This window comes from Pseudomonas sp. HK3 (assembly GCF_052920985.1).
Genome location: NZ_JBREXD010000001.1, coordinates 1,698,555 through 1,713,474 on the forward strand (window position 1 = coordinate 1,698,555; position 14,920 = coordinate 1,713,474).

The following is a 14,920-nucleotide window of genomic DNA, read 5'->3' on the forward strand; positions in this document are numbered from 1 at the left end:
TGTATAAAAAGGCTGTTAAAAGCCTATTAATTTTGATCCCGCCAATACATGCCAGTGCATGTGGAAGACTTCTTGGCCGCCTTTTTCACCGTTATTACTAATAACGCGAAAGCCTTCCAGCTTTTCTTGGGCAGCGATGGTATTAATACTTTGTAACACCTTAGTGACAATTGGCCATTCATTCTCTCGAGTGGTGCTTAAATTCACAATGTGTTGCTTGGGTATCACTAATATATGAGTGTCTGTCTTGGGTGCTATGTCATGAAACGCAAGAACCTGCTCGTCTTCATACACTTTATTGCAGGGAATTTCACCGGCTACAATTTTGCAAAAAATACAGTCACTCATATTGGCTCGCTTATTTTGTTCGGTTGGCTTTTTCTTCTAAGCCCGATAAGTTAAAACGACGCTTTAATTCATCGATTACCGCTTGTGGCTCTTCGCCTAATTCTTTTAGCATGACCATTGTATGAAACCAAAGGTCGGCTGTTTCATAAATGACATCTTTATTGTCACCAGACAGTTTTGCGTCTTTGGCGGCAATGATGGTCTCGGTGGCTTCTTCGCCTACTTTTTCTAAAATCTTGTTGAGGCCATCACGGTACAAGCTTGCCACGTAAGAGCTGCCTGCATCGGCGGATTTACGCTCTTCTAGGATATCGCCTAATTGGTTGATTACATCGCTCATCGTTGGTTCCTTAAGTCTGTGTGGATAATAGCGCATCTGCCGTGCTGGCAGTACCAAAGCGGTGCATTTTTTAGCCGCGGACTAATATCCAAGTTACACCCAGCACAATCAAAGCGATACTGCCATCAAAGCCCCACAGAAAGGGGCTGTGCAGGCCCACTAGGCCAAGTGCACTGACAATCGCGCCTAAGCTTCTGTGCTTGCGTCGGTGACTCTGCTCGCTCAGTTCACGCTCTATCGCATCTAACTTGTTGTGTAATTGTTGTTGCTGCGCAGGATACTGCCCTAATGTGATCAGGGTGTTACGTATGGTTTCTGGCATATGCGGCGCGTGTTGAATCCACGCAGGGGCTTGGCGTTTAAGCTCGCGCCAGATGGCTTTCGGGCCAATGCGGTTGTGCATCCACTGCTCAAGGTAAGGTTTGGCGGTGTTCCAAAGGTCAAGCTGTGGATAAAGCTGGCGACCGAGCCCTTCGATGTTGAGTAAGGTTTTTTGCAGTAACACCAGTTGTGGCTGCACCTCCATGTTAAAGCGGCGAGCGGTTTGAAATAAGCGCAACAGCAGCTGGCCAAAACTGATCTCAGCTAATGGCTTTTCAAAGATAGGCTCGCATACGCTGCGAATGGCGGCTTCAAATTCATTAATTTTGGTGTCACTGCCCACCCAGCCGGATTCAACATGCAGGCGAGCCACCTCATGGTAATCTTGATTAAAAAAGGCGAGTAAGTTGCGCGCAAGATAGTCTTGGTCGGATTCGTTTAATGTGCCCACAATGCCGCAGTCGATGGCAATGTATTGGGGTGTTTGTGGGTCATTATGTGCGACAAAGATGTTGCCAGGGTGCATATCGGCGTGAAAGAAACTGTCTTTGAATACCTGACGAAAGAATATCTCAACCCCGCGTTCAGCCAGTACTTTCATATTGGTGCCACGTTCAACCAGTTGTTCGACATCGCCAATGGGGGTGCCGTAAATACGCTCCATTACCATGACATTAGAACGGCAATAATCCCAGTACACTTCGGGTACATACAGCAATGGGCTGTCGTTAAAATTGCGGCGCAGCTGTGATGCGTTAGCGGCTTCGCTCATGAGATCTAATTCACCAAAAATAGTGTGACGGTAATCTTCGATCACATCAACAGGGCGCAGACGCTTGCCGTCTTTGGCATAGCGTTCTACTAATTTGGCCGCGACCATCATCATGGCGATATCTTTGTTGATGATTCTTTCTAGGTTAGGGCGAATCACTTTTACGACGACGTCTTCGCCACTGTGTAATTGTGCGCTGTGTACTTGTGCAATTGAAGCCGATGCCATTGGCTGTGCTTCAAATTGTGCAAAGAGTGTATCGACATCTTCACCCAATGCATCTTCAATAATTTTACGTGAGGTCTTTGCTTTAAAGGGCGGAACCTTGTCTTGCAGTTTGGCTAGCTCAAGGGCCAAGTCTTCAGACAGTAAATCTTTACGCGTAGATAACAGCTGGCCAAGTTTGATGTAAATCGGCCCAAGGGCCACCAGTGCTAAGCGTAAACGTTTAGCCTTCGGGATGCGCTTAGGGATCGGATTCAAACGCCAAGGGGCTAAGTAAAAAGCTAAGCGTAAATACCAGGGCAGTAAGCTCACAGGAATAAAGTCATCAAGACGATATTTACTAAAGATGTAGAGCAGAGTGATCACACGCTTGAGTTGCATCATATTACAAAGGTTTTGGCTTATTTAATTGAGTGGCAAGGCGGTTAATGCGCGCCTCAAGTCGGTCGCTATCGAGCTTGAGTTTGTGAATCTCGTTATATCTAGATTCACCTTCGAGTTTGTGAGGTGCCAGTTGCAGCTCATCACGTACGTATTCTACTGAATCTTGTTTGAATTTTGCGCCAGTGCCTTTTAGCCAGCCGCTCAATCGGCGAAGATTTTTGCCCATCACATGGGCAACCACCGGGCCTGTGAGCTCGCTGATCATGGCTTCAAAGTCGATATCCAAATCGCTCATGGCATCGGCTAGGCCCATTGCCAATTGGCTAGAGCCTTGGATTTGAATATCACTTTTCATTAACGCCGCGTGTTTGTCTTTATGACTGGCAAGGTTGATAAAGGCTTGTAAGTCCCCTTGTAACGTCGCTTGGGCGGCATCTTCGTGATGGGCCATTAAGCGCAACTGTTCGCCAAATTGCACATAAATCGTAACCGCAGGCTGCGTGATCTCAATGGCGAGCACCTTAGGTGCCAGCTTGGCGAGCTTTTGAGCGGTGGCAGCGTCATAACGCAATGCTTTATTGACGATACGTTGAGCGCTGGCCAGTGCGCCTTGTACAAGGGTTGGGTCCATGTTAAATCCTTAAGGCTTGATGCCTTTATGCAGAGCAACAATGCCACCGGTTAAGTTGTGATATTCACAATTGGCGAAGCCCGCTTGTTTGAACATGGCTTTTAATTCGTCTTGGCCTGGGTGCATGCGAATGGATTCGGCTAGATAGCGATAGCTTTCAGAATCATTTGTGATTAATTTGCCCATAAATGGCAGAGCAGTGAAGCTGTAAAGATCGTATGCTTTTTTAAGCAATGGATTATTGGTTTTAGAAAACTCTAGCACTAATAAACGGCCACCGGGTTTAAGTACGCGATTAAACTCACTTAAGGCATTGTCTTTGTTGGTCACGTTACGCAAACCAAATGCCATGGTGACCACATCAAAACTGTTGTCATCAAATGGCAAGCTTTCTGCGTTGGCTTGTACACATTCGATGTTACCGCTGTAACCTTTATCGAGTAAGCGATCACGACCCACTTTTAGCATCGAGTCGTTAATGTCAGCTAATACGACCTTGCCTTCAGGGCCCACTAGGTCAGAGAATTTCATGGTTAAGTCGCCAGTACCGCCTGCGATATCGAGCACACAATCCCCTTTACGCACACCTGTAAATTCCATGGTGAAGCGCTTCCATAAACGGTGAACGCCAAACGACATTAAGTCGTTCATTACATCGTATTTAGCGGCAACACTGTGAAAGACGTCTGCGACTTTGCCTTGTTTCTCTTCGGCGTCGACGGTTTGATAACCAAAATGCGTGGTTTTCTTTTCGGACATGGCTTAAGGCCTGATCTTAACAACGATAATTGCCCGCTATTCTAGCCCGCTTAATCACAGATGTCTTGTGGCAGATCAGGCAAGCGAGTGTCTTAAGAGCGCATTAGTCCACAGACTTAAACTGAATCACGCCGCTTTCTCGTGATTTACCTGCGTGGGCGAGTTTATCTAGGTAGTCTTGCCAGAAACGCGCTTTATCGATGCACAGTTCTCGCAGATAGGGCCAATTGAATAAACCAGAGTCATGGCCGTCATCAAAGGTAATTTTGAGCGCATAGTTACCCACAGGCTCAAGTTTTAAAATACGCACGTCCTTCTTACCAAATTGCAGAACTTCGTTGCCTGCGCCGTGCCCACGAACTTCAGCACTGGGGCTTAATACGCGCAATAATTCGGCGCTGAGTTCAAAGTGCTCGTTGTTCCATGCCAGTTCGAGTTGTTGAGACTGCTTATGAAATTTAATGACGTTAGGGATGCTCGTTTGGCTCATACGTTAACCATTTAAAATGTGTTGTGGCGATAAATTTGGGCTGCCAAGACCCGCATCTTGGGCTTGCTTTACTAATCGAATCAAGCGCTCATTCATCGGTGTAGGCGTATTGACGCGCTTACCTAAAGCAACGATCTCACCTGAAATGTAATCCACTTCAACAGGGCGCTGGTTCTGTAGGTCTTCCCACATACTGGAGCGGGCGTTTGGGTCCATGGCGAGCATTTTTTGGGCGATGCGTTTAAATAAAAAATCAGGCAGTGAGAGTATATAGGGAATCAAGGCCACAGGCACGGCGGCCACTTGTCCTGGTTGAATCTTTGCCGCCTTTAAAACCTGTAAGCCTTCTTTTAGGCATTGTGCATAAATTTTGCGATAACCATGTGTTTCAAGCTGCTGTTTGAGTGGCATGCCCGATAACGCGTTCACTGGGTTATTTAAATTTAAAAGTAACTTTCCCCACATGATGTTGAGCATATCGGGTTTTAATTCAAAGCCTAACTTAGCCTGATCAGCAAGGGTTTTAAGGGCGAGTGCAGCGGGGTGATCCTCACAATATAAATTGCCTTCTGTGCCGCAATGAAAGTGTCCGTGTGGTTGGTACACCACATTGTAAGGCACCATTACGGGCAATATGGTGTGGTTGGGCAAAATGCTTTTTAGTGTTTCGGTGTTATTCATGCCGTTTTGTAACGAGAAAATAGTGGCGTGTGTATTACCACTGCGCAAAATGTTGTTTGCCATGGCTTGCGTATCTTTGCTTTTGACACACACCAGAATGATTTCGGCATCTTTTAGTGTGCTTTGATCAAGTGAAACGGTGAATTTTTCCGGGGTCAGTGTGATGTCTGCGCCGGTCCAATCGGTGAGGTGTAAGCCGTGTTGGTTTAAATCATCCGCGATGCGTGCACGGGCCAAAAAGTGCACGCAAGCGCCACCGCCAGCTAAACGACCGCCTACATAGCAACCGATGCTCCCCGCGCCGGCAATAACGATTTTTGGCGAATTCATAATATGTTCCCTCATGACGATAAGGCATAAAGAATACGCTAATAGACCCAACGTTTGGGGCCAATTGTTAGGCGCTACGAGTCAAAATTATTGCGTTTGTGAAGCCAGTATTATCAACGAATTGAGGTCACGCTGTTTCTGTAGAGAATACTCATAATGCAAATGTGAATAACTCTTAATCTGTTCTTGAAAATACCTTTAAAAATAGCCAAGTATTGATTGGAAGTTGCGGTTTAAGTGCATATACTTTTCGCCAATTGAAAGCGCTTTATTTATAAATATTGAATGCAATGAAGATTAATTCGTATTCATAAATAGGATGCTTTCCAAACAATACGTATTTTATGAAAGAGGGGTGTGATAATGAAAGGTGACCAAAAAGTCATTAAGTTATTAAACACATGCTTAGAAAATGAATTGGTGTCGATTAACCAATATTTTTTACACGCTCGTATGTTTAAAAATTGGGGCCTAGAGGGCCTTGATAAAATTGAATATAAAAAGTCCATTAAAGACATGAAACAAGCCGATAAAATTATCGAGCGTGTTTTGTTTTTAGAAGGCATTCCTAATTTACAAAAATTAGGAAAATTGTTTATCGGTGAAAACACCAAAGAAATGTTGGAGTGTGATTTAAAACTTCAAGATGTGAGCCTGAAAGATTTACGCGAATCCATTGTTTATTGTGAATCGGTTTCGGATTATGTGACACGAGATATGCTGGCTGAAATTCTTGAATATGAAGAAGAGCACTTTGACTGGATCGAAACCCAGTTAGATCTCATCAAGAAAATCAGTATTGAAAACTACATGCAATCTATGATGCACAGCGCATAATCAACCGGAGATAAATAATGAAAGGTAATCAAAAAGTCATTGAGACATTGAATTCATTGTTGGCCGGTGAATTGACCGCAATGGACCAGTACTTTATTCATTCCAGAATGTATGAAGATTGGGGTTTGGGTAAATTGTATGATCGCATCGCCCACGAAATGGAAGATGAAACGGGTCATGCCGATCAAATGATCAAGCGTATTCTGTTTTTAGAAGGTTTCCCTAATATGTCGACTCGTGAGCCGCTTAATGTGGGCAAAACGGTCGAAGACATGTTGAAGAATGATCTAGCGCTTGAATACGCAGTGGTTAAAAACTTAAGAGATGCCATTGCCATTTGTGAAAAAGAAAAAGACTTTGAAACTCGTGCCATGTTGGTTAAACAACTAGAAGACACCGAAGAAGACCATACTCACTGGCTTGAACAGCAACTTGGTCTGATCGAGAAAATTGGTATGCAAAACTACCTGCAAGCGATGATGTAGTCTTCGATTCGTCATTGATGATATTGTAGTTACACAAAAAGCCCTAAGTTATGCGATTTAGGGCTTTTTTGTGTCGGTCGAATAATGATGGCTGTTGTTCACTGGCAGTGGCTGTCATATCGTCATAAATTTAATAAACCTGCAATCAAGCATAAATATGCTTCATAAAGAAGGGCACTTTGAATCAACACCCTTCAGGTTTCCATTTTTACCTTACTTCGCTGTTAACTGGTCGCTCGCACTGAGCGGGTTCAAACGTCACCCCGTTGGGGTAAAGTAATAATAAAAGTTCTTATTTGTATTGCAGTACCTAAATTCATAATTTCTTGGAGTTTTAATTCAAAGCCAACGTTTTTACTGATATCGATAAACGCTTGCTTCAATTGTTGCTGATTATTGGCATAGAAATAGTGCTGCTTTTCTGCAATGTCGCTTGCGCAAGTTTGCATGCTAATATTTGGAGATGAGAATTGGATGGTATAGATATCTATGCCATTTGCTTTCATTGCTGCGCAGGTTGGAAGAAATATCTCTCTTTCGTTACTAATAGATGCACCGTCAGAGAAAAAAATAGCCACTTTCTTTACCTCTGTATTGGCTAAAGGACGATCTATTGCACTAGACCAAAGCCCTTGCCACTCTTTTGTGAGTGTTCTCCAGCCCCAAAGCATACCCTGATCACCATCTGTCGCTCCACTGGCGACCATTTCAGTAACCTTTGAAAGCAACAAGGATTTATTGTTCGTAAGCCCTAAAATTGGTGTCTCAGCGCAAGGAGAAAAAGTACCGGCCGCATAGCCTGGAAATTTCTTACTGGCACTGCCCGCGACAGAGATCGGTGGAAGTATTGCATTGGTTATGATGCTTGAGGCAGGAGGGCTGTTATATCGGTACTGTGTGCATGCACCAAAACTATGAGCATCAGCTGATAAGTTATTATTGATCCAGTTAAGGTTCTCTTTTCCTATATTAACTGAAGATGAGAACGGTACTATGCTGATATAAACTTGTTCTGCATTTGAGCGATGATCAATAAGTTGATTGATAAACAGTTTTGCGCTGTCTTTTAGTGTATTTATATCGGCGTACATTGAGCCAGAATTATCCATTACCATGGCGATTTCAATATTCCCCTGCACAACATCAATACCCATCTTAGAATTTAATTTGATGTTGCTATTAGATTCTACGTTAGTCCACGCTAGCCAGTTTGCTGCGATGAAATTAAAGTCTACCTCAGCATCAATAGTATAGGGATCACCAGAAACGACAGGAGGGTTTATAGTGAAGTTAATGCTTTTATAGCTATCTGGAAAAGATGCGGCAAGAATGTTACTGACTATTTCGCGATAATCACTGATTGTTAGTGGGTTGTTCGCAGACCCCGTGCCCGCTAGGCCAATGGCAACAACAGAACTTTCTATGACATGTTCTAAGCGGGATTTACTCATTGCCAAATACGCGGTATTTGCGCTGATAATAATGATGGAAATAATCATTATTAGGCTTAACGCAAAAATAATGGAGATAGCCCCCTGTTGTTTTTTCATAGATTTTATCGCACGACTTGAATTACTTTTCATTATTTTTATGATCGCGACTGAAGCGCTTTATGATTAATTGGATAATAAGACTGGCTAATCAAAGGCATTTTTCCAAAATCATCAAATGGAATGATTTCAATCCAACTTTTAGGCTGTGCACATAGAGATAGTCCTAATAAATAGCGAGTAGGTATCGTTTTATGTTGCACTGAATTAACAGGTTCAATTGCGACTAATTCTTCCATTTTAGTTACAAATTCACGGTCTGTTTTACAATTACTGCCTACGAAGAAACTCTCTTCTTTTTTTATATCATCACTAATAACGTTTATATTCAGGCCAAGTGTGAAGTTTTTATGCTTTAAGTGATTTTGTACTATATCCAAGGCTTCACTGAAACTTGTCTGGTCGACTTTTCGTGTTATTTGTATGTCTAATACCAGCAGTTTTACAAGACGATCAGCGGTATGATTAAAGTGTTGCTGCCAATAAAACTGTTGTCCAAGCTGTACACTGAAAGAAAAAATAAACACTATTATTGTTATGATAAGTGCTAGCTCAATAGCAATAATGCCCGATTGATGCTGTGTATTTCTAATGTTTGAAAAATTAGATGATGTCATTTTCATTATCTCCAAGCCAACTAGAACTGCTTAGGGTTAGATCTTTGTGTGGAAGAAAAAAGTATCGAGTTTTATAGTTAACGGTAAATTCAGATAAATAAAGGACGCCAAGTGATACCGTTTTTTTTTGAATAGAGAGTTTATTCGTATCTATTAATAGACCCTTTAATCGTTCTTTAAGTCGACTCTCAACACCCATTCCGGGTTCCCATGCCTCGTCTTTCACCGCTTGATGAAGATTATAATCGAGCCAGTAACTTGTCCAAAAAAAACGATTTATTTCTAATGTACCTAATATAAGAGCAAGGAATATAGGCAGTGAGAATGCCATCTCTATGGCGACATTACCTTTTTGTTGAGCTGCGGATGACTTTGTTAATTTTTTCAAATGTTTCATGGGGTATTACCACCAAACATAGCTTCTATAGCAAGGCGATTATGTTCAGCGGCTGGTTGACCTAATAGTTCTTGATCAATCTCATAAGCCTTTTCAGGATTATTATTGCTTGCATAAGCAAGAGACAAATTCGAGCGTAATTTATTTTTCTCTGAATGACTTAAGGTTGAATAAACAGCGGCTTGATTTGTTATTGATTTTAATAAGGGAATAGCAAGATGAGCTTGTTGAGATAAGATATAAGAAATCGCCAGATTGTTCTTTAACTTGAAATTATATTTATCTAACTCTAGTCCCTGTAAATAATATCTTTGAGCTTGTAAATGGTCTTTTATATTATCGGCGCATATGCCTAGCCCCATGAAAATTTCAGCATTGTTATTATCGAGTCGTTTAGCTTGTAAAAAAGCGATGCGAGCACGTTCAATGTCACGCTCAGCTAAAGACCAATAGCCGCTTTTTATCCAAGGCCTCGCATCTGCTAGATTATCTTGTTTTAGCTTTTGAAGATTGGATCTTGCCGTAGAGGGGGATTGTTGATAATCATCATCAAGTTGCAAAAGTTGTTGGTTTAAATTGCCGCCAGATAGACTGCTGCAGCCAGATATTACGGTAATAAGGAGTATTAAGGTTGTTTTTACTACAGATAATAATGTCATATTTATATGCCTTGTAATGAGCGAATTAAGCTAATCATTGCTGGTCCTGCAAGTAAAATAACAAGAGGAAATAATACCAATATCATTAATGGTAGGCTCATTGTTGCAGGAACTTTTCCGATTCTTTCTTCAGTGGTAAGGGTTCGAATTCGACGTATGTCGTGTGCGAGTTCTTTGAGTGTTTTTACAAGCGGAGTGCCATATCTATCTGATTGGATCAGTGCATTCACTAGGTGGTTGAATTCTTCAGTATCAATGCGTTGTGCTAGATTTTTTAAGGCATCAGCTCTTGTTAATCCCATACTTAATTGAGCACAGGTAAATAATAATTCTTCGCTTAATTGAGGAGACCAATCATGGATCTCTTCACCGACTTTTTTAAGAATACTGTCTAGATGTAATCCACTTTCTGCACAAATAACCATAAGGTCAACGGAATCCGGTGTAGCAGCCCGCATTTTTTCTTTATGACGGTTTGCTCGATGTTTTAGCCACCATTCTAAGCTCATTGAACCGAACAGGCCGGCAATGGTGCACTTGGCGAGTAATGTTAAGCTAAAGCCTCCTTGGTGAAATAAAAAAACCAATAATGGGAAGGTTATTAGGCACATTAATTTTAGTGCTATTAATACAAAAATAGCTTCTGGTTGTCGGTAGCCTGCTTGTAATAGCAGCAGTCCTAGTTGTTGGCGATCTTTATCGGTAACTGGCAGCATGTATAAAACGTTTTGCCATTGAAAGCCTTGCTTTTTGAATTGGCTGTATCGGTTAATTCGCTGATTGAGAATTCGGCTTCGCTGCCATTGAGTTAGCAAAAAATAAACACAGAGACTCATGGCAAGAGTGATTGCAGTAATAAATATAATCATGCAATTCCTCCTCGGGCTAAGCGGTGAATGAGCAACAGTCCGAAGGTTACGCTACTACCTGCATAGATTAATATGGATTGGCCGCTAGGATCGTGCCATAAGAAATCCCATTGTGCCGGGTTGAATAACCATAACCCGAGAAGCGTTAACGGAGGGAATGCACTAACAATACTGGCAGCGGCTCTCGGTTCAGAGGTAAGTGACGATAATTTTAAACGCAAGGCCTTACGGTCGCGTAGGCTGGTTGCTAAGTTGTTCAAGGCATCGCTTAATCTTCCACCTGTTTGCTGGTTAAGAATCAAAATCACAGCGAGGAAATTGAACTCGCGAACGGGTATGCGCTGCTGGGCTTCAACCAAGGCATTTTCTAGTGTGATTCCTAGTATAAGTTGCTGGGCTAACCGCTGTAATTCGGTACTCACTGGTAATTGGCTAGATTGAGCACAAGATGACAAACCTTGAGGGACAGATAGGCCAGTGCTAACCGCTCTTGCTAAATGCTCAATGATACTGGGCAATTGCTCTTCATAAGCTTTTATTTGCTGCTTGTATAAATATTGATAATAGAGCCAAGCAATTAATGCGGTACTGACAAAAGAGCACAGAGTTTGGCTATACCAATTAAAAGAATAAAATAGAATGAGTGTCGATGTGAATGTAAAAAGCAGCAGTAAAGATGCCTTTTTCAATACGTTTTCACCTGCTAATGCTTGTAGGTGTAAACGAAAAGGCTTCCAATGGCGTTGAAAATTATGTTTGATGGTAGCGGTATTCCCCAATAAATACTGTATTAGAGGTACTTTTAAAAAAATAGTATTTTGGTCAGAATTGTCTTCAGTTAAATTCAACTCTTTTGCTAAGATCAATAAGCGCTTTTCAACTTTAGTTTGGCTTTTATTCGGCAATAAAAAAACAACTAAGCTCGATCCTGCAATAAAAAAACAAAGAAAAGCGAATAGAAATAGTAGCCAGCCTGACATTACTGATTTCCTTGCATGATACGTTCAAATTCATTCGCCAATCCGGCATAACGTATTTTTTCTAAGAAACTGAGATTTAAAGAAGCCGTTTGAGCGTACTGACCTTGAACGGCATGGTTATTATCAAGGTTTGATTCTTCAATCTGAAATTCAAAAATATTTTGTGTGATCGGAGTATCATCTTCTAAACCAACCAATTCAGTAATTTCAACGATACGACGCTTGCCATCACGCATACGCTCAACCTGAATAATGATATCGATAGAAGATATGATCTGGCGACGCATCATACTAATAGGAATATTTTGCTGCCCCATTAATAGCATGTTTTCTAAACGGTAAATGGCATCTCTTGCGCTATTGGCGTGAAGCGTTGACATGGAGCCTTCATGGCCTGTATTCATGGCTTGTAGCATGTCAAACGCTTCTGCTCCACGAACTTCACCTAAAATAATACGCCTTGGGTTCATGCGTAATGCATTACGTACTAAATCTCGCTGAGTTACTTCTCCACTTCCTTCTAAGCTAGCAGGGCGTGTTTCTAAACGAATGACTTGCGATTGCTGAAGTTTAAGTTCGGCGGCATCTTCAATAGTAACGATGCGTTCGCCATCTTCAATGGGGTCTGACAGTGCATTTAGTAGTGTTGTTTTGCCCGCACCCGTACCGCCTGAAACAAGGATATTTAATCGGGCTTTAGCCGCAACTTCCAAAAACTCGGCCATAGAGCGAGAAAGACTGCCTGCATCTGCTAGCTGAAATAAACTCATTTTATGTTCGCTGAATTTACGGATAGATAAGCAGGTGCCGTCTAACGCTAGGGGAGGAATAATAATATTCACTCGGCTGCCGTCACTTAAACGAGCATCAACCATAGGGCTAGACTCGTCTATGCGACGACCAACAAAACTAGCAATACGCTGAGCAACATGACGTAAATGTTGTTCATCACGAAAAATAACATCAGCTTTTACCAAGCGTCCTGCTTGTTCTATATAGACTTGATCAGCGCCATTGACCATGATGTCGGTGATGCTTGGGTCGTCTAATAATGTTTGAATTGGGCCGATACCTAGCATGTCATCTAGTAAACTTGAAATTAAAGATGATTGCTCTTGTGCGCTGAATATCCAGCGCAGGCGATCTGCAAGTTGGTTAAATAGGGATTCAATATGTAGCTCTAACTCTGGTTTAGACAGTCTGCTGGTTAATAGAGGGTCGAGTTCTTTTAGCAATAATTCACGCGCTTGATTATTTTCGGTTTTAATGTCAATGGCTGGGGTTGGTGTTTTTTTATCGACAACAAATTCTTCAGTTTGATTTAATGTTTTTCGGCCGAACATCACTATACCGCAACTTTGTTAGATTTTAATTTACGCAGAGGGCGTAAAAAATTACGCAACGGGCTGCGTGTTTCAATTTTTTTCTTCGACCGGGTAAGAATATTGGCACAAATGTCATCAATAGCTTGGCCTAGCCTTCCCTCTAATAATAATTCAGCTTGTCCCAAATTAGCGGAATCTAAGGCTTGTTGTCCTGCATAGGGTAATATAATTAATGACTGCTGTAGTGCTTGTTCTAATACGTTTATTGATATTTGTTCGCTGCGTTCTTTTCGTGTTTGATTGAGTACAAATATGTGACGCGTATTATTCGCTTTATTATTATGGTGGTCTAAGTATTGTTTAATTGTATTCCAATGACGCAATACCGAAACACTGCTTTCTAATACCCAGACACAGGTATCTGCTTGCAGCCATAATGATTTTGCTAGGTGGTGATGCTTAGGAATATCCCATAATACGGTGGTCGCTTGCGTCGCTAGTTTACTTCGAACGTTAGAAAATACACTAGGGTCATCGTTTAACGTGGTATCAACGGCTAAATAATTTAACCTTGGCGCTAAATTTTGAATAATGCGTTCTATAGACCCAATTTCTTGTAACTGTTGTAGAGGAATGGCGCTTTTTTTAAATTTATCTTTTTCGTTTTCATTGAGCTTTTTCCAAAATAAAGATAAATCACCTAGCTCGGTATCGATATCAGCAATTAACGAGTGACTGCCTAGTTGAGCTAACTTTTGAGCAAGCGCTGCTGTTATTGTCGTGCTACCAACGCCACCTTGTAGTCCTGTGATAACAATACTTTTACTGTGCTGCTTGGGTAAATTAGACGCTAAACCAAGACATTGCTTAGCACTGTGTAATAGCACGTCATAATTAATGGGCAGTGTTAGATAATTTTCAATGCCAATGTCTAATAATTGTTTATAGCGCTCTAATGTAATTTCATCGCCAATGATGATAACCTTTGTCCCAGGTTCACACACTTCTGCTAGTTGGTGTAAAGCATCTTCGAGTTTTATTTCAGTCGTCAGATTTATCTCACTTAAATCAACGATCAAAATATTAGGGGAGGGCTTAGTCGCTAAATATTGAGACATTTGCGTAATGCTTGCAGGAAAAGTATTGTGTTCGCTGATATTTAAGTCGTTACATAAATGATTTACTTGCGCATGAATATCATCTTTAAATTGCCCACTGTGTGCAGTGAACGCTAATAATGAGGGTTTCATATTAAGTTCCTATTCATTTTAGCGATGCGCTATTGAGCGGTGATTACGGGAGAGGTTAAAGGTCCCGCTGGAGTTTCTGGTTCTGGTTGCTCTACATTACGACGGTAATAGCGGTTAAGGGCATTCGTAGTATATTCAGCGCTAGCAGGACTTAGTTTTTTACCGCGAATAAGGTCGCTTGGATCTGCGACCATAATGGCGAGATTCCGTTGGCTAGCACAGCCAAAATTACTACTTTGGCTTACATTACTATCCGCCATATTGGGTACAACCCAAGATGGACAGTTTGGAATGCTGCGCTTTATAACAATGCCGGCAATAAAAATATTGTTTGTCGGTAAGCTAATTTCTTCTGAAAAAGTTTCTAATTGTTCTGAAGTGAAGCCTTGTTTTATTAGATAAGCTCTTAATTGCGAATAATAGTGTGTTGATGAGTCTAGCTTTAAGCGTACATCTGCTATTGGTAATGAATTAATCCACTGAGTAAGGCTGTTTTGTGCTTGCTCATTAAAGGCTGTTGAATCTGTGGTCCACTCGACTTGTTTAATCGAGAGCTTTATTTGTGCCTTCGGAGACATTCCAGCGCAGCCAGTTAATATACTTAATAAAATAAGTATTAAAGGGACAGCCCATTTTTTTGTTAAAGTTTTATAAGTGTATTTTTTCATTC

General features: G+C 41.5%; 18 protein-coding genes. 2 read left to right on the forward strand and 16 right to left on the reverse strand.

The window, feature by feature from the left end:
• Positions 1-15 precede the first annotated feature (15 nt).
• The 7 genes from ACU6U9_RS07915 to ACU6U9_RS07945 all read right to left on the reverse strand — a co-directional run bounded on the left by ACU6U9_RS07915 (position 16) and on the right by ACU6U9_RS07945 (position 5,281).
• Positions 16-348 carry a histidine triad nucleotide-binding protein gene (locus ACU6U9_RS07915; protein ID WP_446734490.1) on the reverse strand — a complete coding sequence of 111 codons (333 nt, stop codon included), beginning with the start codon at positions 346-348 and terminating at the stop codon, positions 16-18.
• Between the two features lie 10 nt (positions 349-358).
• The gene (locus tag ACU6U9_RS07920) at positions 359-688 is read right to left on the reverse strand and encodes a phosphoribosyl-ATP diphosphatase (protein ID WP_446734491.1); all 330 of its coding nucleotides are present in this window, start codon (positions 686-688) and stop codon (positions 359-361) included.
• Between the two features lie 70 nt (positions 689-758).
• Positions 759-2,390, reverse strand: a complete 1,632-nt coding sequence (ubiB, locus tag ACU6U9_RS07925) for a ubiquinone biosynthesis regulatory protein kinase UbiB (protein WP_446734492.1) — start codon at positions 2,388-2,390, stop codon at positions 759-761.
• A gap of 1 nt (position 2,391) precedes the next feature.
• Positions 2,392-3,021 carry a ubiquinone biosynthesis accessory factor UbiJ gene (locus tag ACU6U9_RS07930; protein WP_446734493.1) on the reverse strand — a complete coding sequence of 210 codons (630 nt, stop codon included), beginning with the start codon at positions 3,019-3,021 and terminating at the stop codon, positions 2,392-2,394.
• Between the two features lie 9 nt (positions 3,022-3,030).
• Positions 3,031-3,780 (reverse strand): bifunctional demethylmenaquinone methyltransferase/2-methoxy-6-polyprenyl-1,4-benzoquinol methylase UbiE, encoded by a 750-nt coding sequence (ubiE, locus tag ACU6U9_RS07935; protein WP_446734494.1) that lies wholly within the window; start codon positions 3,778-3,780, stop codon positions 3,031-3,033.
• Between the two features lie 103 nt (positions 3,781-3,883).
• Complete coding sequence (locus ACU6U9_RS07940; protein WP_446734495.1) at positions 3,884-4,270, reverse strand: gamma-butyrobetaine hydroxylase-like domain-containing protein; 387 nt, start codon at positions 4,268-4,270, stop codon at positions 3,884-3,886.
• 3 nt (positions 4,271-4,273) lie between these two features.
• Positions 4,274-5,281 carry a 2-dehydropantoate 2-reductase gene (locus ACU6U9_RS07945; RefSeq protein ID WP_446734496.1) on the reverse strand — a complete coding sequence of 336 codons (1,008 nt, stop codon included), beginning with the start codon at positions 5,279-5,281 and terminating at the stop codon, positions 4,274-4,276.
• Between the two features lie 363 nt (positions 5,282-5,644).
• Between ACU6U9_RS07945 and bfr (ACU6U9_RS07950) the strand changes: the two genes are divergently transcribed.
• Positions 5,645-6,118 carry a bacterioferritin gene (gene bfr / locus ACU6U9_RS07950; protein WP_446734497.1) on the forward strand — a complete coding sequence of 158 codons (474 nt, stop codon included), beginning with the start codon at positions 5,645-5,647 and terminating at the stop codon, positions 6,116-6,118.
• A gap of 17 nt (positions 6,119-6,135) precedes the next feature.
• Entirely contained in the window at positions 6,136-6,603 is a 468-nt protein-coding gene (gene bfr / locus ACU6U9_RS07955) for a bacterioferritin (RefSeq protein WP_446734498.1), read from the forward strand.
• A gap of 251 nt (positions 6,604-6,854) precedes the next feature.
• Here the strand turns inward: bfr (ACU6U9_RS07955) and ACU6U9_RS07960 are convergent, their stop codons facing one another.
• From ACU6U9_RS07960 to ACU6U9_RS08000, 9 genes are read right to left on the reverse strand one after another with little or no spacing between them, the layout of a single operon-like run.
• Positions 6,855-8,153, reverse strand: coding sequence for a VWA domain-containing protein (locus ACU6U9_RS07960; protein ID WP_446734499.1), 1,299 nt, complete (start codon positions 8,151-8,153; stop codon positions 6,855-6,857).
• 38 nt (positions 8,154-8,191) lie between these two features.
• On the reverse strand, positions 8,192-8,770 hold the full coding sequence (locus ACU6U9_RS07965; RefSeq protein ID WP_446734500.1) for a hypothetical protein: 579 nt from the start codon (positions 8,768-8,770) through the stop codon (positions 8,192-8,194).
• Positions 8,757-9,167, reverse strand: a complete 411-nt coding sequence (locus ACU6U9_RS07970) for a TadE/TadG family type IV pilus assembly protein (RefSeq protein ID WP_446734501.1) — start codon at positions 9,165-9,167, stop codon at positions 8,757-8,759. The genes ACU6U9_RS07965 and ACU6U9_RS07970 overlap by 14 nt, the downstream gene beginning before the upstream one ends.
• Positions 9,164-9,826: a hypothetical protein gene (locus tag ACU6U9_RS07975; RefSeq protein ID WP_446734502.1), complete on the reverse strand. Its 663-nt coding sequence runs from the start codon at positions 9,824-9,826 to the stop codon at positions 9,164-9,166. Before ACU6U9_RS07975 ends, ACU6U9_RS07970 begins: the two co-directional genes overlap by 4 nt.
• A 2-nt stretch (positions 9,827-9,828) precedes the next feature.
• Positions 9,829-10,695, reverse strand: a complete 867-nt coding sequence (locus ACU6U9_RS07980; RefSeq protein ID WP_446734503.1) for a type II secretion system F family protein — start codon at positions 10,693-10,695, stop codon at positions 9,829-9,831.
• Positions 10,692-11,675: a type II secretion system F family protein gene (locus ACU6U9_RS07985; protein ID WP_446734504.1), complete on the reverse strand. Its 984-nt coding sequence runs from the start codon at positions 11,673-11,675 to the stop codon at positions 10,692-10,694. Before ACU6U9_RS07985 ends, ACU6U9_RS07980 begins: the two co-directional genes overlap by 4 nt.
• The gene (locus ACU6U9_RS07990) at positions 11,675-13,018 is read right to left on the reverse strand and encodes a CpaF family protein (protein WP_446734505.1); all 1,344 of its coding nucleotides are present in this window, start codon (positions 13,016-13,018) and stop codon (positions 11,675-11,677) included. Before ACU6U9_RS07990 ends, ACU6U9_RS07985 begins: the two co-directional genes overlap by 1 nt.
• A 2-nt stretch (positions 13,019-13,020) precedes the next feature.
• The gene (locus ACU6U9_RS07995) at positions 13,021-14,250 is read right to left on the reverse strand and encodes an AAA family ATPase (protein WP_446734506.1); all 1,230 of its coding nucleotides are present in this window, start codon (positions 14,248-14,250) and stop codon (positions 13,021-13,023) included.
• Between the two features lie 29 nt (positions 14,251-14,279).
• Complete coding sequence (locus ACU6U9_RS08000) at positions 14,280-14,918, reverse strand: CpaD family pilus assembly lipoprotein (RefSeq protein WP_446734507.1); 639 nt, start codon at positions 14,916-14,918, stop codon at positions 14,280-14,282.
• Between the last annotated feature and the right edge of the window lie 2 nt (positions 14,919-14,920).